Consider the following 22,654-nt stretch of genomic DNA (forward strand, 5'->3'; position numbering starts at 1 on the left):
TGAGGGAAATAATCGCATTCTAAATGGAATGGAAAGAGACCGATTGAAGGATCGGCCTCTTGTAACCAGAATAAGTTACTGTTCTATTATTTATTACTGTCCTTATAGATGTTAGAAGTATCTATACTTATGGTGTGCGTTCCAGCATCCCATTCCAAATTAAAATCAAGTGATTTTGCAATATCCCTCAGCTTAAAATACTCACTACCGCCGATATTATAGCCCGTTACTGAAATCTCTTGTCCGTTCAAAGTTATCTTAGTGGCTGTCATAACACCGGTCTTTGAACTAGTATTTACAGATGCTGAAAGTTCAATGCCCGTCGGAGTGTACGTTTTGTCAGATGTAATGTTTAAAGTATTCGTATTTTCATCCGATGTCACTTCAAACTGTTGTGTAGTGTTGTTTAAAACCATAGCAATGTCCCGTAATTTAAAATAGTTGCTGCCGTCGATATTGTACGCGTTAACAGATATCTTGTTACCATTCACCAACAATGATGATTTGGAAGGAATGGCAGCTGCGGATGCTTTTGGTGAAGTAGCACTAACCTTGTCCGCCCAAGCAAAAAGCTCATCCAGATCGTAATCTCCGCTGTGTGGAATATCCCAAGCCATTGCAAAGTCAACGTTTGAACCTTTGTTCTCAAGCTCTGTTGCCAATATAGTAGAAACAGCGAGGGAAGTATCACTATCCTTGGTTCCCATCCGAATCCGCCAATTATTTGTAGTGGTTGTTCCCTCAGTGCTGATATAGTTCATTGGATTCATCATTTTCACTAGATTCTGGTCAGCAAGTGTTCCCCCCGCTGTATCATGCTCCAAACCGAACTGAGTAAAATGCTGTGCAGCGACATTCGCTGTGCCGAATAGATCGTTTTCACCATTGCTCAGGTCTAAACCGTCAAAGGCTCCAGGCAGTTTCATTCTGCCCAAGTAAGCAAGATATTGATCATAGTCGATATCCGTAACAGTGCCATTTTCAATGGTGATCCAGGTTTTGTCGGACAGATCTGTACCCGATTTTAACGCTTTTTGCGCTGAAGCGATCACAAAAGCTTTGATGTAATCTTTAAAGGTGCCATTGCCGTCCGCATCCATCTTCAAAGCTGTTCCGTCAGTATTCGTAAGTCCTAGACTATTGACGTATTCAGGGAACATAGCTTCCAGTTCGTTAGATACCTGAATCTGATCCTCCGTCAATGTTCCTTCTACCAACTTTCTTTCCATGTTAAAATCCGTATTTCCGGAGAAATCAAGTTTTTCATAAGTGTTAATTCCGTTGAATTGCCACTCATAAGCTGCATCTGCGTTATCTAGATTCGTAATCGGCGTGTAGGCCGAAACGGCAAAAACGTCGTCACGCTCATCAGCTGCTCCGATCGCTTCCAAATAAGGCTCATATTCCGCATTGTTGCCGGTAGCACCCAGTAATGCGGAGAGCGCGCCGCCAGCACTTGTGCCGTTAGAGATGATCTTCTCGGCGTCACCAGGCATAATGTCGTCGTTAAAGCGAAGGTAGCGGACAGCCGCCTTCAGATCTACGATAGCTGCGGGTGCCTTACCAGTGTAAACACCTTTTTCGTCCTTTGTAGTTCTACCGCGAGCGCCTGGAGATGCGACCACATAACCTTTGGACAGGGCAACTGCGATAGCACTGGGAGATTCAGATGAAGGTGTTCCTGCGTTTTCGTCTTTACCCGCAGCGGGTTTATTCAATTCCGTTCCTGTATCGGCGCCTGGGGCTGCTGCGGATTCCTTGTCTGTTTTCGGAGCGCCGTTCTGTGGACCTGCCCCCATACCCATTCCTTTACCTGTTTCAGTACTACCTGGCTGAGCAGGCATATACCCGCCAACCTGGTTTGGGAAGAAGATAGGTGCGGTATCGGCGGTGTAACTACCGATCGACTTACCCTGGAAGTATTCCTCAGGGACATAGACGTTCATAGTTTCATAATTAATATCTACAGGGTTCTTTACATAAACGATATTCTCATATGCCCGATAAGTGACGGATTGACCATCCACCGTTATGGTCTTTGTAGTATAGTTAGTCGCATTGAATTTCAAGCTATACTCGCTGTTAGTTGCTGCACTTGCAGATCCTGTAGCGAAAGAGAGGCTCATCAGAGAACATGTGAGGATAGGGGCAATCCATTTTTTAAGTTTCATTTCGTATCTCCTTTTTCTAAAAATAGTAGATAATCTCATCAGTCTCTTTTGTACTAATCTGAATGATCCAGTGTCATATACCAACTCCTTCTTTTAAGGCCAACAAACGTTATCAATTAACTCTACTCAGGAGCTCGGATAAGAATGTAACAAAACATTGTGGCATAAAAATAGCATTGGTACTGGATTTCATTTGACAGTAGAGATGAGTTTGGTAAAATTTACATAGGTTATATCAATAGGAGGTTAGCAATGGATATCGCCATTGAGTTAATTGAAAGTATGTTGGTTAAATTTAGATCGGAAAAGAAATGGACGCTCCAAGCAATCGAGCAATGTACCCAAGAGGATATTACATGGTCCCCAACCGTGGAAAGTAACAGTATTGCAAATTTAGTTGCTCATATTAGCGGGGCAGTACACTCACGAATTGAAACCATTCTTTTAGATATTCCTGATACAAGAGATAGAGAGAGGGAGTTTGAAAGAGGTCTAGAAATGACAAAAGAACAAGCTATAACCATGACCAGGGATGCTTTTGATATTATTATCCAATACCTTGAACGGCTCCAATCTAACCCGGAGTTATTGATGTCACAACCCTTTCTTAATTTGCCACCACTTACATATAGCCAAGTAAATAACGAGACCACTGCTCTTAATCTCATGATAGCGATGTTGAGAGAAGTCCATTATCATACAGGCCAAATCATCTATGCAGCAAAAATAAGAAAGGGACAGCTTGTATGGCAATAATAGTTTAACTAGAGGAACGCTGTATACACTAACAAAGGACTGCCAAGAGGCAGTCCTTTGTTCACTCTAACTAGAATCCCCTCACACTGCTAGGGGTTACTTTTTTATGCTTTTTGAAGGTGCGGCTGAAATAGTAGATATCGCTGAAGCCGGTAGTGGTAGCGATTTCAGAAATCGTTAGCTGGGTATGGCGGAGCAAATAATCTGCACGGTCTAAACGGACAGCATTTACATATTCAGATATCGTATGCCCAGTTAGTTCCTTAAAGAGACGGCTGAAATGGAAGCGGCTTAGCCCCGTTAGCGCCGCAAGTTCGTCAACTTGAATCGGTTCCTGGTAATGGGTATCGATATATCGCAAAACAGGTGCGAAGCGTTCAACGGTCTGAATACGCCTCTCTTGCTCAGCTTGTGAGAGTACGGTGACGATATGTCTGCGCAACAACAGCGTTAACAGGCGGTATAGCTCGGACTTGACGGCCAGCTCGTAACCAAATTCGCGACGTTCCAGTTCCCGAATAATCGCCAAAGCACAGTCAGTAATATGCTGATCCCCCCGGATATGGTTACGTAACAGCAGCTGGTTCCGCTGAATCGGGGCGATGAACTTGGTTTCGGCAGCGTCGCTTACCGCACTATGCAGCAAAGAAGTATCTGCAATAATCGCATAATACAATAAATCAGAAGAAGCGCTTACCCCATAATGCAGCTCGTTGCTGTTCACAGCAACTAAATCGCCAGCCCGAACGTTGATCGGTGTTCGTCCGCACTCAAAAACAGCCTCACCACTCTCAATAAATATAAACTCAAGATGCTCATGCCAATGATGTGGGAACAACATAACTCCTTCTTGGTGGAAACGCTGGGTATGTACTTTAATCGGAAACTCGGGATCCGGCATGTCCATGGGTTCCTGTAGATGTTTATCATAGTCCAACATTTATAGACTGCACCTCCTATAGCACAATTGTACAAATGAAACCGCAAGGCTCTGCATGGTGTTTAGGGTTGAAATCATTATAATACGAATCATAACCTATGCAAAATAAAGGAGCGAGTGTTAATGGATAAGATCAAAATTGGCGTAATAGGTACGGGCTCTATCTCCGGCATGCACTTAAGTGCTTATCGGAATAATCCGCAGACAACCATATATGCGGTATGTGATCTGAATGAAGAACGTGCACGCGAAGTTGCTAAAGAATATAACGTCGAGAAGGTATACACGGATTATCGTGAATTACTGGCCAATTCCGAAATAGATGCAGTCAGCATCTGCACATGGAACAACTCTCATGCCGAGATCAGCATCGCGGCGCTTGAGGCAGGCAAGCATGTGCTTGTGGAAAAGCCGCTTTGCCGTACGGTTGAAGAAGCGCTTCAGGTACAGCAAGCAGTGGAAAAGAGCGGCAAGATTTTGCAAGTAGGCTTTGTACGACGTTATGACTCCAATGCCCAGCTCCTTCAGACGTTGGTGGAACAAGGAGAATTCGGCGAAATCTATTATGCAAAAGCAACGACGTTCCGGAGACTAGGCAATCCCGGCGGCTGGTTCAGTGATATTGAACGCTCCGGCGGCGGACCGCTGATCGATATTGGTGTCCATGTGATTGATCTATGCTGGTATTTGATGGGCCGTCCGAATCCAGTATCGGTAAGTGCTAATACCTACCGGAAGCTCGGCAATCGTTCTAATATTAAGAATCTCTCATTCTATAAAGCCGCCGATTACGACGCAGCGAACAATACGGTGGAAGATTTAGCGAATGCACTGATTCGCTTTGAGAATGGAGCTTCGCTAATGGTCGATGTCAGCTTTACACTGCATGCCAAAGAAGACGAGCGTTCGGTACGCCTGTATGGTGACAAGGGGGGTTTTGAAATTGATCCTGAGATAGTCATTGTTAAAGAACAGGCGGATACGATCGTCAATACCTATCCGCAGACCGATAATAAGGGGTTTGAGTTCAACAGTGCATTCCAGAATGAAATTAATCATTTTGCTAGCAACATCAGTACCGGCTCTACACCAATTAGTCCTGTGCAAGACGGCGTTACAATCATGAAGATACTCGGCGCGATCTATGAATCCGCAGCCAAAGGTGAAGAGGTGAAACTATGAAGTTAGGAATCAGCACTTACAGTTTGCATTCGGCTTTTTCAACGGGTGAGCTCACGCTTGAAGGAGTCATTGAGACGATCGCCGATCTGGGCGCAGAACATGCGGAGATTGTACCTTTGGGTATCAATTTGGTTGAAAATCCTGAGCTAATTGATCAGATTGTACGAACAGCAGCGGGTCGTGGACTAGAGTTATCCAATTATGCTATCGGGGCGAACTTTGCCGGGCTGGAGACAGCGGAAATGCAGCGGGAAGTCGAGCGGGTAAAGCGGGAAGTAGACGTGTGCGCGGCATTAGGCATTCAGCGGATGCGGCATGATGTAGCCTCCTCAAACGATCTATCCATCACGCATTTTTTGGAAGAGCTTCCACGTTTGGCTGAAGCCTGCCGAGAAATTGCTGATTATGCCGCAGGTTTAGGCATTACGACCAGTGTGGAGAATCATGGATACTTTATTCAGCACAGCGATCGTGTACAGGCGCTGGTTCATGCGGTGGGTAGAGACAACTTCCGTACAACACTCGACATTGGGAACTTCCTGTGCGCAGATGAGAACCCGCTAATAGCTGTACCTAACAACATCAAGCTTGCTTCAATGGTGCATTTCAAAGATTTCTATATTCGTCCGCAAGACCGCCAGCCTGGCGAAGGTTGGTTCCAATCCTCCGGTGGGAACTGGTTGAGAGGTGCCATCGTTGGTCAAGGAGACATCGATATGCCGAGTGTAATTCGAATCGTTAAGGAAAGCGGTTACGATGGATATATCTCTGTAGAATTTGAGGGAATGGAAGAGTGCCGTAAGGGAACAAGACTGGGGCTGGAATACATCAAGCGGGTTTGGAACCAAATCTAATTCATTATACTGGAGGATTATGCCATGGTTAAACCAATTATCACTAATAAAATCGGTGTTATCGTAGACAGCTTTCAGGTTGGAGTGAAAGAGGGATTGCGCAAGGCAAAAGAAGCTGGGGCAGATGGAGTTCAGATTTATGCGGTACAAGGCGAATTTGATCCCGCTACTCTCTCTCAGTCAGCACGCCGTGAATGGAAGGATTACATTGCTTCGCTAGGTTTAGAAATCTCTGCCCTCGTTGGAGATTTAGGCGGACATGGCTTTCAGGACCCTGCCCAGAACCGTGCCAAAATTGAAAAGTCCAAGCGCATTATGGAGCTGGCCAAGGAGCTAGGTACAGATATCGTAACTACACATATCGGTATTGTTCCTTCTAACCCTGCCAGTAAAATCTATGAAACCATGCACATTGCCTGTGAGGAACTTAGCAGATATGCACATGAGATGAATTCTTATTTTGCGATTGAGACTGGGCCAGAACCCGCTGCACGTCTGAAGACGTTCCTCGACGGTCTGGGTTCCAGAGGGGTTTCCGTTAATTTTGATCCGGCCAATATGGTCATGGTGACTGGTGATGATCCGGTGCAAGGTGTTCATACTCTAAAAGACTACATTGTACACACCCATGCTAAAGATGGTCTCAAGCTTGCCGATATCGATCCACGCGATGTTTACGGTCAATATGGTTATGAAGCACCAGCATTAGACCATGAGAAAATCGCTGAAATGGCCGAGACCGGCTCGGCATTCCGTGAAGTTCCGCTCGGAGCGGGTTCTGTTGATTGGAACAACTATCTGCAAGCACTGAACGACATCGGTTATACAGGATTCCTGACCATAGAACGGGAAGTTGGCACTAATCCGGAGGAAGATATCCGCCAGGCTGTGAATTTTTTAAAGGGTTTTCGGGTCTGAACACGGTAGTGATAAAGAATAAATAGTTCATTCAAACAGTCCCTGTGAAAAAAGATCCTACATCCATTGGGACTGTTTGTGTTATAGATTGTGCGGGAAAGACCTAGGACGGTAATGTTCTGAATTTGGAAAGAAGGTGTGACGATGACAGCAGAACGTTTGCTCCTCCGCCGGGCGAAAGTCCTGAATGGAGCGGAAGTGGACATTGTCATAGCTGATGGCAACGTAGTCCAGATTGTTCCCGGTGGCACCGCCGAAGACCATGGTTTCAAGGTCGTGGAAGCCAATGGGGCGTATGTCTCTAGCGGCTGGATCGACTTGCATGTACATGCGTTTGCAGAATTGAATCCGTATGGAGACGAGATCGATGAAATCGGAATCAAATGTGGCGTGACTACGCTCGTGGACGCAGGTAGCTGCGGAGCGGAGCGTATTGGTGAGCTGGCAGAGGCGGGGAAAAAGTCAGCAACGCAACTGCTTGCTTTTCTTAACATTTCAAAGATTGGCCTGATGCGAATTGACGAGTTGTCCCAACTAGAGTGGATTGATCATGAAAAGGTGCTTCAGGCGGTAGTTGCTTATCCTGAATTTATCGTAGGCTTGAAGGCCAGAATCAGCAAAAGCGTAGTGGGTGACAATGGCATTCAACCGCTTCAACATGCACTGGAGCTTTCGGAAAAGACCGGGCTGCCGCTGATGGTACATATAGGCTCCGCACCGCCGGATATCCGTGAGGTTTTACCGCTACTTCAACGCAACGACGTGATAACCCATTATCTAAATGGTAAAAGCAACAATTTGTTCGATAAGGAGAATCGACCGCTCCAAGTGCTAAGAGATGCTATTGAGCGTGGAGTTCACTTGGATGTGGGACATGGTACGGCTAGCTTCTCGTTCGCTGTGGCCGAGGCGGCCAAACAAAACGGTATTGATCCGGATACGATCAGCACAGACATATACAGAGGCAACCGTATCAATGGTCCCGTCTACTCCATGGCGAATCTGTTGAACAAATTCCTTGCACTGGGATATTCCCTTGAAGATACAATTGCACGGGTGACAAGCAGAGCAGCCCAGTGGCTGGGACGCCCGGAACTTGGGGAGATTCGGATCAATAACAAGGCGAATCTGACCCTTTTTCGTGTGACGGATAAGAAGATTGAACTGGTAGATTCTGAGGGGGAACGCCGGGTAGCACAGCAAACCATTCAAGCAATAGGAGTGATCATAGGTGACAAATACATGGAATGCGAAATACGGCCTGAAAAGAGTTATTAATGCAAGCGGCCGGATGAGCATCCTCGGGGTATCGGCACCGACCGATACGGTGATGGAAGCTATGCGTCAAGGCGGACAGAGTTATGTGGAAATCGCCGATTTGGTGGATAAAGCGGGGGATTATGTTGCACGTCATACAGGTTCTGAAGCAGCGGTGATCGTGAACTCGGCTTCCAGTGGAATTGCTTTATCCGTGGCGGCGCTGGTAACCCGCGGTAATATTCGTACAAGTCTACGGCTCCATCAGGATAGCATTTTTAGAAATGAAATTGTGATGTTAAAAGGTCATAACGTACAATACGGTGCACCAGTGGAAACCATGGTTTATCTCGGCGGCGGTAAAGTGGTGGAAGCAGGTTATGCCAATGAAGGACGGGCGGAGCATTTGGCTGCTGCGATCTCGGATCAGACTGCGGCTATCTTGTATGTCAAATCTCATCATGCCGTTCAGAAGAATATGATCTCTGTAGAGGAAGCTTGGGCTGTGGCTCAAACTCATAACGTCCCGCTTATTGTAGATGCTGCAGCGGAAGAGGATCTGCAGAAATACGTGCAAATATCCGATCTGGTCATTTATAGTGGCTCCAAAGCCATAGAAGGTCCAACATCCGGACTTGTGGCGGGAAAACGTCTTTATATTGAATGGCTAAAAGTGCAGCTTCACGGCATTGGACGCAGCATGAAGGTTGGTAAGGAAACATCCTTCGGCCTGATGCAAGCGTTGGATGAATATGCTCACAAACAGGATACAAGCGAAAAGGAAAAAGCTACGCTCCAATTGCTGATGCCGCTCGATGGGCTTCCCGGAATTCGGGTAACTATCGTGCAGGATGAAGCAGGCCGGGCGATTTACCGTGGACGCATCCATGTGGACCCGAATCAGTGCGCAATAACAGCACTTGAGCTGTCCCAGCAGCTTCAACAAGGTGAAGTGGCTATTTACACTAGAGACTATGGGGTAAGGCAAGGTTATTTTGATATTGACCCGCGTCCGCTAATGGGTGATGACATAGAAATGATTACAGCGAGGATAAGGGAATTGACAGGAGGGGCAAGCAATGTCTGAAATTAACAAGCGGTTCTATAAAGGTCGGGTGGCCTTAAACGTATTGGCTAAGGATATAGAAAATGCCAAAGAGGTGTTTGCTGCTGCCGAAGGTTATGTACTGGTCGGTGTATTGTCCAAAGACTATGCAACGGTAGAAGAAGCCGTGCAGGCGATGGAGGCATATGGGCGGGAAATTGACGGTGCGGTATCAATAGGACTAGGTGCGGGTGATAATCGGCAAGCTGCTGTTGTTGCAGAGATTGTCAAATCCTATGCTGGCAGCCACATTAATCAGGTATTCCCAGCAGTTGGTGCGACCCGTGCCAACCTTGGAGCGAAAGATAGTTGGATTAACAGCATGATCGCACCAACGGGACAACCCGGTTTTGTGAATATCTCCACCGGCCCGGCCAGTGCGGCACAATCTGTACCCGCTGTAATTCCCGTAAATGCGGCGATTGCATTGGTTCGGGATATGGGCGGAAATGCTTTAAAGTATTTTCCGATGCAGGGGCTGAGCCGTAAAGCGGAGCTAATCGCTGTGGCCAAAGCCTGTGCGGAAGAGGGTTTTGCGCTGGAGCCGACCGGCGGTATCGATCTGGACAACTTTGAAGAGATCTTGTCTATTATATTGGAAGCGGGAGTGCCGCAGGTGATTCCCCATGTCTATACATCGATCATCGATCCGCAGAGCGGAAGAACGAGAGTGGCGGACATACAACAGCTGTATCGGACGATGAAAAAGCTGGCAGATCAATATGCCTAAACATATCGCCGCTTTTGGTGAAATAATGATGCGGCTACAGGTACCGGGCTTTGAACTGTTATCTCAGGGTAACCTGCTGAAGTATTCGTTCTCCGGCACCGGAGTCAATGTACTGTCCGCATTGTCCCGATACGGACATCGGGGGACTTTGGTGTCCAGACTGCCTGCGAATCCTATTGGTGACGCAGCAACAGCCTATCTTCGGCGACTGGGCATCCAGCCGGAGCATATCCAACGCGGGGGCTCAAGTATAGGGATGTACTTTCTTGAAAACGGATTCGGGGCTCGCCCCTCCCGAGTGACTTATTCCGGTCGCCCGGAGAGCAGCTTCAATACTGCTCCTCCGGGTACTTATCCATTCGCAGAGCTGGCAGACCTCGCGGATGCTGTTCATTTCTGCGGGATAACACTGGCAATGAACGATGATGTGCGAAAAGCGATGAAAACTTATGCAAAAACGGTTAAGCAACACGGTGGTCTAGTCGTTTTTGACTGCAATTACCGCCCATCGCTCTGGGGGGAGAGAGGCTATGAGCTGGCGCGCTCCCATTACGAAGACATGCTGCATTTGGCCGACATCGTGCTGATGAATGAAAAAGACGCAATGCTAATCCTTGGTATGAAGCCCGAAGGAACTTCAAGAGAAGAACAACTTCAGGAGCTGATTCCCACAGTAGCTTCACGCTACAGTCTAAGTACGGTAGCAGGAACGCATCGGTCCATCCATGATGATAACCGCCATTCATTGCGCGGTTATATCTTCAAATCCGGTCGCTTCGCATATTCCGAGACCTTAAGCTTTCCGGTGCTTGATAGAGTCGGGGCTGGAGATGCTTATGCCAGTGGTATAATTCATGGTGAGCTGGAAGGTTTTGATCCTCAGCATACTGTAGCCTTTGCGGCCGCGGCCGGAATGCTAGCCCACACAGTAGAAGGAGACTCTCCGCTGGCCTCCGAGCAAGAAGTTATTGGTGTACTGACGGGTGCTGTAAAAGATATAATGAGATAAAGAAGAAGCTGCCTTACAGGAGAACAGGCCTGTGCGGTGGCTTTTTTTATCGCTACAAACACTGTACTTTTGTTCAGGCCAAGAATCAGATCCAATGGTTACAGGCTAGATTTGGCTTAATTAGATCTTTTTAAATAGGTGTAAAATCTCATTTTTTGCAACTTTATCCTCTATCCGGCGTCAAAGAAGAGAGAATAAGAAGGGGGAGCCTATATGAAAAAGTTAAATCTACTAGCCCTTTTAGCAGTTATTTCAATAATCTTTGTTGGATGTGCCAATACAGGGAGTAAAGATAAAGCGAATAAAAAGCTAATCGATCTGAGTTCTGTGGACTCCATTACAATCCATAATGATAGCGGCGGATTAATAACCATAACGGACCAAAAGCTAATAGAACGTTTCAATAAAGCTATACATACTGCTGAGTATGACAACGCGAAGCTTGATATTGCAGCACCTGATTATGAGGTTACTGTTGAATTGAAGAGTAAAGAAAACGAAAAATTCTCATTCTGGATTATGGGCAATAATAATGGTCTTTTCACCAAATCAGGAGTAAATGGGCATTACAAGTTATCTGAAACGGATAAGGCTGCTTTGCTTACCTTATTTCAATCAACTGAACAACAAGTAGAATCAGATAATCTAAAATTAGATGAGACCATCAAGCGAATCACATTAGCAAACGCTCTAGCACATGGTTCAGTGAATGCTAACATAAAGGATGAATACACAGATCATGAAACCATAGATACTTTCGTCCGAGCCATCCGTACTGCTGAACAAATACCAGGGAATTTAAATACCGCAACGCCTAACTACGATATCGTTCTAATTTCAGATAATAATAAATATGCCTTTCATTTATGGATTAACGAGACAAGCGAGCAAGGCATGTTAATGAATGTGAACAAAACGGATACAGGCTACACACTTACTAAGGAATCAACTGCCGAGTTAAAGAAGATTCTGTTCTCGGAAGCAAAATTTAATGGTTTGGAGTTTAATACAGAACGGAACTCTATTGGAGATCTGGTGGCCAAACCGGTTGGCCTATCCGAAAATAACTATCTGTTAAACGGTGGAGCAGTAGTTGAACTGCAAGGGATCTCTTATCATACCATTCATCTTTTCTATGGCGACCATAATGCTGTCAACGCTTTATTAGCCCATGATCCTGCTACGGATGAGGTAAAGGTGAAATGGAGTGACGAGCTCAACGATTCCAATAATCTATGGAATAATGCTTTTATGAGCAACTATAATATGCTAATCCCGCTGGATGAGGATCATCTATTATTTCTGGAATCGGATGTGACGAAAAAAGCTGGGCAATATCATTTGTCCTCATATAATGTTCTTACAGGAAAGATTGAACGACTTCGGGAAAACTTCTGGCCGCTTTCTGATGATTATGATTACATTTATAAATTTCAATGGAAAGCTGATGAGCAAAAATTGTTTATGCAGAGTTATCTCGGCAATGTATGGATCTTTGATCTGAAAACGGGAAAGGACGATGTCCATCTTCTGAAATATCGCGTAATCCCACATTCGACGACCGGGGCGCCATCCCTGTTCCTCTCACCAACTTTTAAAAGATTTGTACATGATGATGAGAGCGGCGAATTAACCTTTTACGATAATAAAGGAGTTTCTCTTCGTACTGTTCCGTTACCACAAGAGCAATATGTACCTTCTGAGAAAATAAAGTGGAACCCCGCGGGCACGATTGCCTGGATGGATTCAGCAGAGATCAACGAAAACCGAATTCTTGACATCGATATCGATTATCTGAAAATAGCTGCACAAAAAATTAATTTTTATAATCAGGATGGTCATTCCATCGGCTCCATTAAGACTGAAGGCAACCATGAAGATACAGCTATTGAAGTTGTGGGGTGGATGGACGCTAATGTAGCCGTGATAAAATCCTATACTGTAGAACTTATACACAAGGATAATGTAGGGCTTAATGTTAAGGATGTTTCTTATTATCTCTATGATGTAAAAAAGAAGCAGAAGGGGGCAAGCTTTTCGTCCATCCCTTCCCGTGCTATCGTTACTACAGATCTTCGAATGGGCGATGCCGATAATACGGGGGGAATCACTGTGAGTTTTAAAGAAATCACTTATAAAAAAGAAAAATAAATAAGCCTCGGGAGTTCACCGTAACGATCACACAAGATCATTGGGGAAGCTTTCCGAGGCTTCTTTTTATATTTAAAAGACAAATATTTAAGAATTCTCGAATTCTATATTTGTCCCGCTGTAGAACGGACGGAGGACAGCAGGTCTAGCCGGAAGCCTTGTACTAGAGTGTCACCGTTCATAAGATCGGTCTCATATGCACGATTAAAGCCTAAGCGCTGGTACAGTTTGATGGCTGAAGACATCATTTCCGAGGTGTGCAGGTTCAAGGTGGTGGCACCCAACTGTAGTGATCTCCGTGCAGCATCGCGAATCAGAAGGGTTGCAACGCCAAGACCACGAGCGGATGGAGATACGGCTAGCAGACGTAGGATCGGGGAGTGAATCCCGAGCTCCGGTTTCCCGTAAGCCGTTTCCGAGGAGCTGAACAAGAGTGCGCTACCAACGATTTTCTTGTCGATTTCAGCGATGATCCGTACGAGCGGGGTATCACCATGAACGGAATCAAGAAGCGATTTCCGATACTCCAGCCACAACGGCTCAGGCATGATCTCCGAATATTGGTGGTATGCATCTAACAGCACTTCGGCGATAGCATTACGATCTTTATTCTCAGCTTCACGGATAATGATCTTTTGTGACATGTTTTCGCTATCCCCTTTCAGACAAATGTAATGTTCATTCGAATGAAATTATTATATATGATAATTCCCAGTGGAATAAGAGGTGTTTTATAATTCTGATATAGGAATAGAAAAGTTCTATATGAAATAAACATAACGTTTGATTCAAAATCCGATTGATTTACACGGAATTAATTGTTGACAAAAAATAGGGCGATGACTAAGATATAAACAAAATCTATAGGAAAGCATCGCTATAATTCATTGTTTTTTCATCGGAATAGTAAAATTAATAAAAGCATAGGGGGATTAGGGATGAACATTGAAAATATTGAGGCCTTTGTCTACATCAATCATTATGGAAGCTTCAATAAAGCGGCCGAAGTCCTATATATCTCACAGCCGACAGTAACGGCCCGGATCCAATCGCTAGAAAGGGAACTGGATTGCAAAGTGTTTGATCGGTTGGGGAAGCAGATTAACCTGACGGATAAAGGTAAACAGTTTCTACCCTATGCGCAGCAGATTCTTCAGATTTATCAGAACGGTAAATATCAGGTTCAGGCTAAGGGGCACATTCCAAATGAACTGAGAATCGGCAGTACGGTCTCGGTTTCCAATTATTTAATGCCCCATCTGATGCTTCATTTAAAGCGCAGATATCCTCATATCACAATCAAGCTTATGACAGCTTCTACGGAAGTATTGACTGAAAAGTTAAAATCGAAAGAGCTTGATTTGGCTTTTATCCGTAAGGTCGTAAATCCGGCAATTCAAACCTTTCCATTCTGCGAGGACCCCATCTCACTGTATGTACATGAGGGACACCGCTTTGCTAAAGCACAGCGGGCTTCACTGGAGGATATCCGCCAGGAGACGTTGGTTTTTTTTGAATGCGGATCTTTGGATTGGATGCGGCTGCATCGTGTATTTGAGAGTATGGAACAGCCACCGAAGATTGAATATCAGGTAGATAACCTGGAGACAGCCAAAAAGCTGGTATTGAAAAAAGCAGGCATCTGTTTCCTTCCCGCCCTCAGTGTGCAAGAGGAAGTGGCGACGGGGTCGCTGATCCGGGTGGATATTGCGGAGACGGAAGGCATCTCCTTGCGAACCAGCCTGATTTCACTGAATGGAGAGAACGCAGAATTCATCGAAACCTTGCTTGAACTGGGGATTGGTAAAGTGGGAGATCGACTAATTGTATAGATGTATTAAAAAACTCTATTAGCGCGTGGACACATGCAGTGATAAAGTTAATTGCATATAATCACGACTATTTCGATAGGGATTATTAAATTAATTTCCGAAAGGCTGGAGGGCATGTGATGAGTGAGGTATTCAGGCTAGCAGAACTGAAGGATGCGGAGCAATTGCTAGATGTTACATATCGTGCCTATCAGCTGATTCGTGAACTCGGGCTGCATTGGCCGGCGGCCACAGCCGACTTGGCGCTTATTGAAGACAATATAGCTACGAATGAGTGTTATGTGCTTGAAGTTGACGGAACGATAGTTGCAACCATAACCCTTTCAAAGGAAGAAGAGATTAAGAAGATTAGCCCACTGCCTTTTATCAAATGGTTTGCTGCTCATCCAGATTACAGTAACAAAGGTTATGGTGGAAAACTTTTGGATTGGGTTGAAGAGAACATTATTGCTGGACAGTTACGTTCGGCTGCAGTCACGCTGGCAACGGCGAAGAAACATCCGTGGTTGGTTCAAATGTATGAACGCCGGGGGTACGAACGGTTTTTAGAACTGGATCAGCAGAACGGTGACGGCATTATGTATCTGATGAAAAAAACACTTACAGACAAACCACAGTTCATTCAAAGGGGATAAAACAATGAAAAAGTCCATTTCACTAGTATTTGCATCGGTATTGACACTGGCGATTGCCGGCTGCGGAAACAACAGTAACAGCGCTAGCAGCAATCAGAATGGAAATGCAGCAGAAGCTGCGGCACCGGCAAAGGATTCGGCAAAGGTAACTAAGATCATTGTGGGCACGGGTACTGCTTTTCCGAAAGTCTGCTTCATAGATGAGAACGGCAAACTCACCGGATTTGATGTGGAACTGCTCAAAGAAATCGATAAGCAGCTGCCAGAATATGAATTCGAATTTCAAACCATGGATTTCAGCAATCTGCTGCTGAGCCTGGAAACCAAAAAAATCGATTTGGTCGCCCATGTCATGGAGAAAAATCCGGAACGGGAGCTGAAGTACTCTTTTAACAAAGAAGCCTATGCCCACTGGAGAAACCGCATTGTAGTGGCAAAGGATAATAATTCAATCCAATCGCTTGATGATCTCAAAGGGAAAAAGGTACTTGTAGGTGCAACGAGTGCACAAGCACAAATACTCGAGAACTACAATAAAGAGAATGACAATGCGATTGATATCGTGTATCAGAATGGTGCAGCGAATGATACCGTCGCACAGATTAGTACTGGGCGTGTGGACGCTACGCTGGCTGCAGATTTTGTCCTGCCGATCATTGATCCGCAGAGTCAGCTAAAAGCTACGGGTGACGAGCTGTCATCCGCGGATATTCTCTATGTTTTCCGTAAGGATGATGCCGATTCACAAAAGCTGTCAGATGCGATTGACAGTGCGATTAAAGAGCTGAAGACAGACGGCACACTAGGCAAGCTTAGTACGGAATGGTTGGGTGCGGATGTTACAGCGGATTCGGTGAAATGATTGAGCCGGTGAGCACGGGAAGGGGGGGAATATATGGGCGCACAGTTTGATATCAGCTTTGTATTTTCGTTTTTGCCTAAGTTACTAGGGACTTTAAGCACCACGCTTCTGATTGTCGCCTGTTCTCTACTGACAGGAATTCTTGTCGGCTTTCTCGTAGCTCTGCCAAGACTTTATAAAGTGCCTGTGTTAAAAACCATCTCCGAAATCTATATTTCTTTTTTTCGGGGAACTCCGATTCTTATCCAGCTCTTCTTGTTTTATTATGGTCTGCCCGAAATTATGAAGCTGGTTCATGTCGATATGACCCGGACTCCGGTGCTTGTTTTTGTGATTCTTACTTACGGGCTGCATACGGGAGCATACATGTCCGAAATGATCCGGGCTTCTGTAATGGCGGTGGATAAGGGGCAGGTAGAGGCTGCTTATGCTACAGGGATGACGGGGTTTCAAGCCTTTACGCGAATCGTGCTGCCGCAGGCGCTCGGAATCGCAGTTCCGGTATTCTCCAATCTGGTGATTGCTCTACTGAAAGATACGTCATTGGCCTTTACTCTTGGGGTGATGGAAATGTCAGGTAAAGCACAGACGCTAGGCAGCTTAACTCAGCATTTTATTGAAACGTATATCGCGCTTGCGCTAATCTATCTGGTCATCAGCTTTACAATTGAGAAACTGCTGCTTATAGCAGAACGCCGGCTGCTGCGGCATGAGAAACGGAATACACCGGAGAAAAAATCGTTCAAAATCAACAAAAGCTGGTCCTACCGCCGCATCATTGCTGAACTTGGACCGGGTAAAGGAGGTAGCGGATTATGAAGCTGGACCCATCTTTTATCTGGACTGCTCTGGTGCAAATTTTAAGTGCAATTCCTGTGACCTTATCTATTACTGCTGTCTCAGTACTCATTGGATTTGTGATTGGTGTGGCTGTAGCGTTGATCCGGATATACAGAATTCCACTGCTGTATCCGCTGGCTGTCGGTTATGTTACGTTCATCCGCGGGACACCGATGCTGACGCATCTTTTGCTTATCTATTTTGGGCTTCCCGTGTTAATCGATGGTCTGGCAGTGCAGTTCGGCTGGAGCTTCAGGTCGGTAGCCATTCCGATGATCGGTTTTGCCTATATTTCATTCTCGATTACAGCGGGAGCCTATATGTCCGAGGTCGTCCGTTCCGGTCTGCTTGCTGTGGATCGCGGTCAGCTGGAAGCGGCCCATTCTATCGGAATGACCACACCCCAGGCACTGCGGCGGATTGTTTTTCCTCAGGCGCTGGCGGCGAGTCTGCCTAATCTGTCAAATTCGGTAATCGGTATGCTGCATGGATCTACCCTTGCTTTTACCGTTTCGGTGGTGGATATCAATGCTAAGGCGCAAATTGTAGCTTCAACGAACTGGAAGTTTTTTGAGGCTTATCTGGCGGCAGCACTGATTTTCTGGGGACTTACGTTCCTAATCGAACGCGTGACGTCGCTGATTGAAAAAAGAATTAATCTGTACAATCGAGGTGGAGTAGCATGATCAAGCTTGCGCAAATTTCGAAGTCATTTGGTCGGAATCAGGTGCTCAACAATATAGATTTAACGGTGACGAAGGGTGAAGTTGTCGTCATTCTCGGTCCCAGCGGCTCAGGCAAAACGACACTTTTACGCTGTGTGAATTATCTGGAGAAGCCAAGCAGCGGAGAGATCGCCATCGGCGATTTCAAAGTGAACTGCAAACATCCCCGCAAAAAGGAGATTCATCTGCTCCGGCAAAAAACGGCAATGGTGTTCCAGCAGTACAATTTATTCCGCCATAAAACCGCACTGGAGAACGTGATGGAGGGACTGCTGATTGTCAAAAAGCTTCCGAAGGACGAAGCGAAAAATCGGAGTATCGCCCTACTTGAAAAGGTTGGTCTTGGCAGCAAGCTGGACGCCTATCCAAGTCAGCTGTCCGGAGGCCAGCAGCAGCGGGTTGGCATTGCCCGTGCCTTGGCGCTCGAGCCGGAGGTTATATTGTTCGACGAACCCACATCGGCGTTGGACCCAGAGTTAGTGGGTGAGGTGCTGGCCGTCATCCGTAAAATTGCCAAGGAAGGCATCACAATGATCGTGGTGACTCATGAAATGGGCTTTGCTCGCGATGTGGCGAATCATGTGGTTTTTATGGACGGAGGCGTCATTGTTGAAGAAGGGACTCCGGCAGAGCTGTTTAACCATCCGCGCGAAGAAAGAACGAAGCAGTTCCTGAAGCGGATTACACCTGAATTTAACTATTCTATATAGGAGGCAAAACAATGGCTATTACAATCAGCGTACTTGATCAAAGTCCGATCTATCCGGGAGAAACGCCGGAGGAAGCATTCCAGCATACGATCAAGCTGGCACAACTGTCCGAAGAGCTTGGATTCCACCGGTTCTGGGTTTCGGAGCATCATGACTCCGAGCAGGTAGCCGGTTCTTCCCCGGAAGTACTTATCTCACATCTTCTGGCTAAAACAGAGCGAATCCGCATTGGCTCCGGTGGCATCATGCTCCAGCATTACAGCCCATATAAGGTAGCGGAGAACTTCAATGTGCTGTCTACACTGGCTCCTGGACGAGTGGATCTCGGTGTGGGACGTGCTCCCGGTGGACTCCCACGTAGCACACAGGCACTACAGCAGGGAAAAGCTGAAACCCCAGACCTGACGGACAAAATCATCGAGCTTGAAAAGTATGTACATAACCGCCTCGAAGAAAACCATCCGCTGGCAGGGTTGAAGGCAGGTCCCCTTCCTGGTATTCCTCCTGAGTTGTATGTCCTTGGCGCGAGTGTAAGCAGCGCGGAAATTGCCGCTGAACTGGGGTTACCGTACGTATTCTCCCTGTTTATTAACAGCGATAAGGCGGTAGCGCTGGATGCCATTCGTGCTTACCGCAGCGGTTTCGCTTCTTCACAGGGCAGACAACCGCAAGCGATTATCGCTTTAGCGTTAGTGGTGGCTGAGACTGAGGAGGGAGCGAAAGAACTGGCAGGTGCGCATAAGCTGATCCGGATTCAACTGGCGAGCGGGAAGAAGCTGACAGTAGGGACCTTGGAACAGGCGGAGGAATTTGCCCGCCAGAGCAATGAAGCCTACACGATTGAAGAGCTGGAACCGGAGATTACCAAGGGAACAAAATCATCTGTCCGTGAACAGTTGTTGGAACTTTCAGAGGCATCCGGTGTCGAGGAGTTCATCATAACGACGAATGTACATCCCTTTGACAAACGGCTCCGATCCTTTGAGCTACTGAGCGAAGCAATCGCTGAAGTGGCTGCAGAGGCATAAAGCGGGCGGGCTCGGTATCACACAGGAAATCGTGTAAAGGAGGGTGACTGTAAATGACAAGTAAAGCTAAAGAGTTGAGTGCGGAAGCGCTTGAAGAAGAATTAATCGGGATACGCCGTCATCTGCACCGGCACCCGGAACTGTCCAATGAAGAATATGGCACAACAGAATATATTATTTCCCTGCTGGAGCGGGCAGGAGTCAGGATCGTAGAATACGGTCTGTCTACCGGCGTGATCGCAGAGATTGGCGGCAAAAAGCCCGGTTCGGTCATCGCACTGCGCGCAGATATTGATGCCTTGCCAATCCAGGAGGAAAGCGGAGTATCCTTTGCTTCATTATATCCCGGCAAAATGCATGCCTGCGGGCATGATTTCCATACGGCTGCCTTGATTGGTGCCGCCTATCAATTGAAACAGCGAGAGCAGCAATTACAGGGAACGGTGCGCCTGTTATTCCAACCAGCCGAGGAGAAGGCGCAGGGTGCACAACGAATCATTGCTAGCGGGGCACTAGAAGACGTCCGGGCAGTGATCGGGCTGCATAACAAGCCAGACCTGCCAGTCGGAACCATCGGTATTAAGGGTGGTCCTTTAATGGCAGCAGCTGACGGGTTTGTGATAGAAGTGCAGGGTGGCAGTTCTCATGCTGCCGTTCCGGAGGCTGGCATAGACCCGATTGTAGCGGCTTCGCATATTGTGACGGCATTCCAGTCCATTGTAAGTCGCAATGTCAGCCCGCTGCAGAGTGCGGTGGTCAGTGTGACGCAGATTCACAGCGGCAATTCATGGAACATTATCCCCGAAAAAGCGGTGCTTGAAGGGACGATCCGCACCTTTGATGAAACGGTGCGCAGCAAAGTGCTGGACCGGTTTCAGGAAGTGGCGGTCGGTGTAGCAGCGGCTCTTGGAGCAGAAGCTACCGTTCGCTGGATAGAAGGGCCACCTCCGGTTATCAACGATCCCTCCCTAGCAGCGCTTGGAGTTGAATCGGTCGAAGCTCTTGGCTACCGAGCGATTCAGCCAGAGCTTTCTCTGGCTGGAGAGGATTTCGCCTTCTATCAGCGCGTGGTACCCGGACTGTTCGTTTTTGTAGGTACTGAAGGAAGCCAGGAATGGCATCATCCGGCCTTCAATCTGGATGAACGTGCACTCCCTGTGGCAGCACGTTTCCTTGCGGATGTAGCTGTACGATCCCTAGTGCAGTACAGTCCCGATGGAGGTGCAGAATTATAGCTGAACATAACAGTTACGATGTAATTATCGTCGGCGCAGGCTCGATGGGCATGAGTGCCGGTTACTATCTTGCGAAGCGCGGAGTGAAGACGCTGCTAATTGATGCCTTTGATCCTCCACATACACAGGGAAGCCATCACGGGGAAACGCGGCTGATCCGGCATGCTTACAGTGGTGATCCCGCCTACATTGATTTGGCTCTGCGGGCAGATCGTTTATGGAAAGAAGCTGAGCAGTTGAGCGGAATAGAACTGCTTGTCCGCTCGGGCGTTTTGAATCTCGCAGATAGTGCAGTGTATTCCTTCAGCGGTCGTCTCGCGGAAGCAAAGAAACGGAAGGTGCAGGTCCAGCATCTGGATGCCGGAGAGATCCGGCGGCGCTGGCCGGGATTGAACATTCCGGAAACATTCGCAGCAATGTATGAACCAGATGCCGGGTATTTGTACAGCGAGCGCTGTATCTCCGCCTACCGCCAGCTTGCCCTTGGACAGGGTGCGGAACTGTTGACGAACACTTCGGTAGTAAACATCACCGCCCGCGAAAGCAGTGTAACAGTTCATACAACAAACGGCGATTATCACGGAGCGTCAGCTATCCTTAGTGCCGGAGCCTGGTTTGGAGCGTTAGCGCCTTTTGTGCATTTGCCAATCAAGGCGATCCGCAAAGTTGTGGGCTGGTTTGAGAGCTCACCTGCTTTTGCAGCCGGTAACTTCCCTGGCTTCACGCTAGGAGCTGAGGAAGGTGGCTATTATGGCTTTCCCAGCATTGCTGGAGCCGGTCTGAAGATCGGCCGGCACGATACGGGGCTGGAATGGAAACCAGGCACACTACTTGCTCCCTTTGGCAGTGAAGCCAGCGATGAGCAAGACCTCCGAAGAGTACTGGAGACTTACATGCCGGGTGCAGCTGGCCGATTACTTAAAGGCTCTGTATGCAAATATGAGCATACACCTGATGAAGATTTCATTATTGACCGCCATCCGCTCCACTCCAATGTGCTGGTAGCCGGAGGGTTCTCAGGGCATGGTTTTAAATTTTCTAGTGTTGTAGGTGAAATACTTGCTGATTTGGCGACAAGTGGAGCTACCAACCACAACATTCAACCTTTTGCGTTATCACGTTTTACACCTGATCATTCGCAAGCAGGCCTTATTTTGGAGGGGATTTAATGAGCAAAGTTCAAATTAGCAATTTTTTAAGTACGCACAACCAACTGGTGCATGCAACCGCAGGGTTATCAGAGGAACAGCTGAAATGGAAGGCAGCACCAACGAGTTGGAGTATTACTGAGGTTTTAGCCCATCTAGCTGATCACAGCATTGTGGTTTCGTTCCGTATACGTGATATTCTCGCTGCTACAACTGCGCAGCTGCCAGTCTTCAATCAGGACGCTTGGGTCAGCGGCCAGTACGCCAATAGTGGTAGTGCTTCCGATAGTCTGGAGTTGTTCCGCAGCCTGCTTTATTATAACAGTCTATTGTTTGAACGGCTCAGCGCAGAGAATTGGGAGAAAAGCGGGGTTAACTTCAAGGGGGAAAACGTTAAAATTTCCGATATCGTCCATAGCTTCACCGCACATGTAGAGAGACATCTTGGTCAGATTGAGCGAATCAAGCAGGGCGCAGTCAATGCATCGTTCGTGCAATGAATACTTTCATTGTTAGTTTTGCATGAAGTAAAACCTGGGAATCGTATGCTCACAAAACTTTTAGGA

General features: G+C 46.9%; 22 protein-coding genes. 19 read left to right on the forward strand and 3 right to left on the reverse strand.

Annotation, left to right across the window (positions count from 1 at the left end; translation table 11 throughout):
• Window positions 1–86: 86 nt before the first annotated feature.
• Window positions 87–2,171 carry a subtype B tannase gene (locus tag MHB56_RS29135; RefSeq protein ID WP_341144328.1) on the reverse strand — a complete coding sequence of 695 codons (2,085 nt, stop codon included), beginning with the start codon at window positions 2,169–2,171 and terminating at the stop codon, window positions 87–89.
• Window positions 2,172–2,423: 252 nt separating this feature from the next.
• On the opposite strand from MHB56_RS29135, the gene MHB56_RS29140 reads away from it, so the two are divergent.
• Window positions 2,424–2,927, forward strand: a complete 504-nt coding sequence (locus MHB56_RS29140) for a DUF1572 family protein (RefSeq protein ID WP_341144329.1) — start codon at window positions 2,424–2,426, stop codon at window positions 2,925–2,927.
• A 70-nt stretch (window positions 2,928–2,997) separates the two neighbouring features.
• On the opposite strand, the gene MHB56_RS29145 is transcribed toward MHB56_RS29140, so the two are convergent.
• Window positions 2,998–3,867: a helix-turn-helix domain-containing protein gene (locus tag MHB56_RS29145; RefSeq protein ID WP_076125575.1), complete on the reverse strand. Its 870-nt coding sequence runs from the start codon at window positions 3,865–3,867 to the stop codon at window positions 2,998–3,000.
• Between the two features lie 123 nt (window positions 3,868–3,990).
• Here MHB56_RS29145 and MHB56_RS29150 point away from each other — a divergent pair, with 123 nt between their 5' ends.
• From MHB56_RS29150 to MHB56_RS29185, 8 genes are all read left to right on the forward strand, one after another.
• Complete coding sequence (locus tag MHB56_RS29150; protein WP_076307811.1) at window positions 3,991–5,049, forward strand: Gfo/Idh/MocA family protein; 1,059 nt, start codon at window positions 3,991–3,993, stop codon at window positions 5,047–5,049.
• Complete coding sequence (locus MHB56_RS29155; protein WP_076125572.1) at window positions 5,046–5,903, forward strand: sugar phosphate isomerase/epimerase family protein; 858 nt, start codon at window positions 5,046–5,048, stop codon at window positions 5,901–5,903. Before MHB56_RS29150 ends, MHB56_RS29155 begins: the two co-directional genes overlap by 4 nt.
• A 24-nt stretch (window positions 5,904–5,927) precedes the next feature.
• The gene (locus MHB56_RS29160; RefSeq protein WP_036677301.1) at window positions 5,928–6,821 is read left to right on the forward strand and encodes a sugar phosphate isomerase/epimerase family protein; all 894 of its coding nucleotides are present in this window, start codon (window positions 5,928–5,930) and stop codon (window positions 6,819–6,821) included.
• A gap of 144 nt (window positions 6,822–6,965) precedes the next feature.
• Entirely contained in the window at window positions 6,966–8,099 is a 1,134-nt protein-coding gene (locus MHB56_RS29165; protein WP_076125570.1) for an amidohydrolase/deacetylase family metallohydrolase, read from the forward strand.
• A 13-nt stretch (window positions 8,100–8,112) separates the two neighbouring features.
• The gene (locus tag MHB56_RS29170; RefSeq protein WP_282579774.1) at window positions 8,113–9,165 is read left to right on the forward strand and encodes a DgaE family pyridoxal phosphate-dependent ammonia lyase; all 1,053 of its coding nucleotides are present in this window, start codon (window positions 8,113–8,115) and stop codon (window positions 9,163–9,165) included.
• Complete coding sequence (gene dagF / locus MHB56_RS29175) at window positions 9,158–9,913, forward strand: 2-dehydro-3-deoxy-phosphogluconate aldolase (protein ID WP_076184626.1); 756 nt, start codon at window positions 9,158–9,160, stop codon at window positions 9,911–9,913. The genes MHB56_RS29170 and dagF overlap by 8 nt, the downstream gene beginning before the upstream one ends.
• Window positions 9,906–10,922, forward strand: a complete 1,017-nt coding sequence (locus MHB56_RS29180) for a sugar kinase (protein WP_076309427.1) — start codon at window positions 9,906–9,908, stop codon at window positions 10,920–10,922. Before dagF ends, MHB56_RS29180 begins: the two co-directional genes overlap by 8 nt.
• Window positions 10,923–11,135: 213 nt before the next feature.
• Entirely contained in the window at window positions 11,136–13,073 is a 1,938-nt protein-coding gene (locus MHB56_RS29185) for a hypothetical protein (RefSeq protein WP_341144330.1), read from the forward strand.
• A 104-nt stretch (window positions 13,074–13,177) separates the two neighbouring features.
• On the opposite strand, the gene MHB56_RS29190 is transcribed toward MHB56_RS29185, so the two are convergent.
• Window positions 13,178–13,717 (reverse strand): GNAT family N-acetyltransferase, encoded by a 540-nt coding sequence (locus tag MHB56_RS29190; RefSeq protein WP_076309428.1) that lies wholly within the window; start codon window positions 13,715–13,717, stop codon window positions 13,178–13,180.
• 294 nt (window positions 13,718–14,011) lie between these two features.
• Here MHB56_RS29190 and MHB56_RS29195 point away from each other — a divergent pair, with 294 nt between their 5' ends.
• The 10 genes from MHB56_RS29195 (at window position 14,012) to MHB56_RS29240 (ending at window position 22,588) form a co-directional block, all read left to right on the forward strand.
• A complete protein-coding gene (locus tag MHB56_RS29195) occupies window positions 14,012–14,905 on the forward strand; it encodes a LysR family transcriptional regulator (RefSeq protein ID WP_076309429.1) in 894 nt (297 codons plus the stop codon).
• A 119-nt stretch (window positions 14,906–15,024) separates the two neighbouring features.
• Window positions 15,025–15,540: a GNAT family N-acetyltransferase gene (locus tag MHB56_RS29200; RefSeq protein ID WP_076125558.1), complete on the forward strand. Its 516-nt coding sequence runs from the start codon at window positions 15,025–15,027 to the stop codon at window positions 15,538–15,540.
• 4 nt (window positions 15,541–15,544) lie between these two features.
• A complete protein-coding gene (locus MHB56_RS29205) occupies window positions 15,545–16,402 on the forward strand; it encodes a transporter substrate-binding domain-containing protein (RefSeq protein WP_076125557.1) in 858 nt (285 codons plus the stop codon).
• Window positions 16,403–16,435: 33 nt separating this feature from the next.
• On the forward strand, window positions 16,436–17,221 hold the full coding sequence (locus MHB56_RS29210; RefSeq protein WP_076125555.1) for an amino acid ABC transporter permease: 786 nt from the start codon (window positions 16,436–16,438) through the stop codon (window positions 17,219–17,221).
• Window positions 17,218–17,928 (forward strand): amino acid ABC transporter permease, encoded by a 711-nt coding sequence (locus MHB56_RS29215; protein WP_076125553.1) that lies wholly within the window; start codon window positions 17,218–17,220, stop codon window positions 17,926–17,928. The genes MHB56_RS29210 and MHB56_RS29215 overlap by 4 nt, the downstream gene beginning before the upstream one ends.
• Entirely contained in the window at window positions 17,925–18,677 is a 753-nt protein-coding gene (locus tag MHB56_RS29220) for an amino acid ABC transporter ATP-binding protein (RefSeq protein ID WP_076125552.1), read from the forward strand. The genes MHB56_RS29215 and MHB56_RS29220 overlap by 4 nt, the downstream gene beginning before the upstream one ends.
• An 11-nt stretch (window positions 18,678–18,688) precedes the next feature.
• Complete coding sequence (locus MHB56_RS29225) at window positions 18,689–19,705, forward strand: LLM class flavin-dependent oxidoreductase (protein ID WP_340393492.1); 1,017 nt, start codon at window positions 18,689–18,691, stop codon at window positions 19,703–19,705.
• A 53-nt stretch (window positions 19,706–19,758) separates the two neighbouring features.
• On the forward strand, window positions 19,759–20,940 hold the full coding sequence (locus MHB56_RS29230; protein ID WP_341144331.1) for an amidohydrolase: 1,182 nt from the start codon (window positions 19,759–19,761) through the stop codon (window positions 20,938–20,940).
• The gene (solA, locus tag MHB56_RS29235) at window positions 20,937–22,109 is read left to right on the forward strand and encodes an N-methyl-L-tryptophan oxidase (RefSeq protein WP_341144399.1); all 1,173 of its coding nucleotides are present in this window, start codon (window positions 20,937–20,939) and stop codon (window positions 22,107–22,109) included. The genes MHB56_RS29230 and solA overlap by 4 nt, the downstream gene beginning before the upstream one ends.
• Window positions 22,109–22,588 (forward strand): DinB family protein, encoded by a 480-nt coding sequence (locus MHB56_RS29240; RefSeq protein WP_076125545.1) that lies wholly within the window; start codon window positions 22,109–22,111, stop codon window positions 22,586–22,588. The genes solA and MHB56_RS29240 overlap by 1 nt, the downstream gene beginning before the upstream one ends.
• Window positions 22,589–22,654 lie beyond the last annotated feature (66 nt).

This window comes from Paenibacillus sp. FSL H8-0315 (assembly GCF_038005365.1).
In the GTDB taxonomy this organism is placed as follows: domain Bacteria; phylum Bacillota; class Bacilli; order Paenibacillales; family Paenibacillaceae; genus Paenibacillus_AQ; species Paenibacillus_AQ odorifer.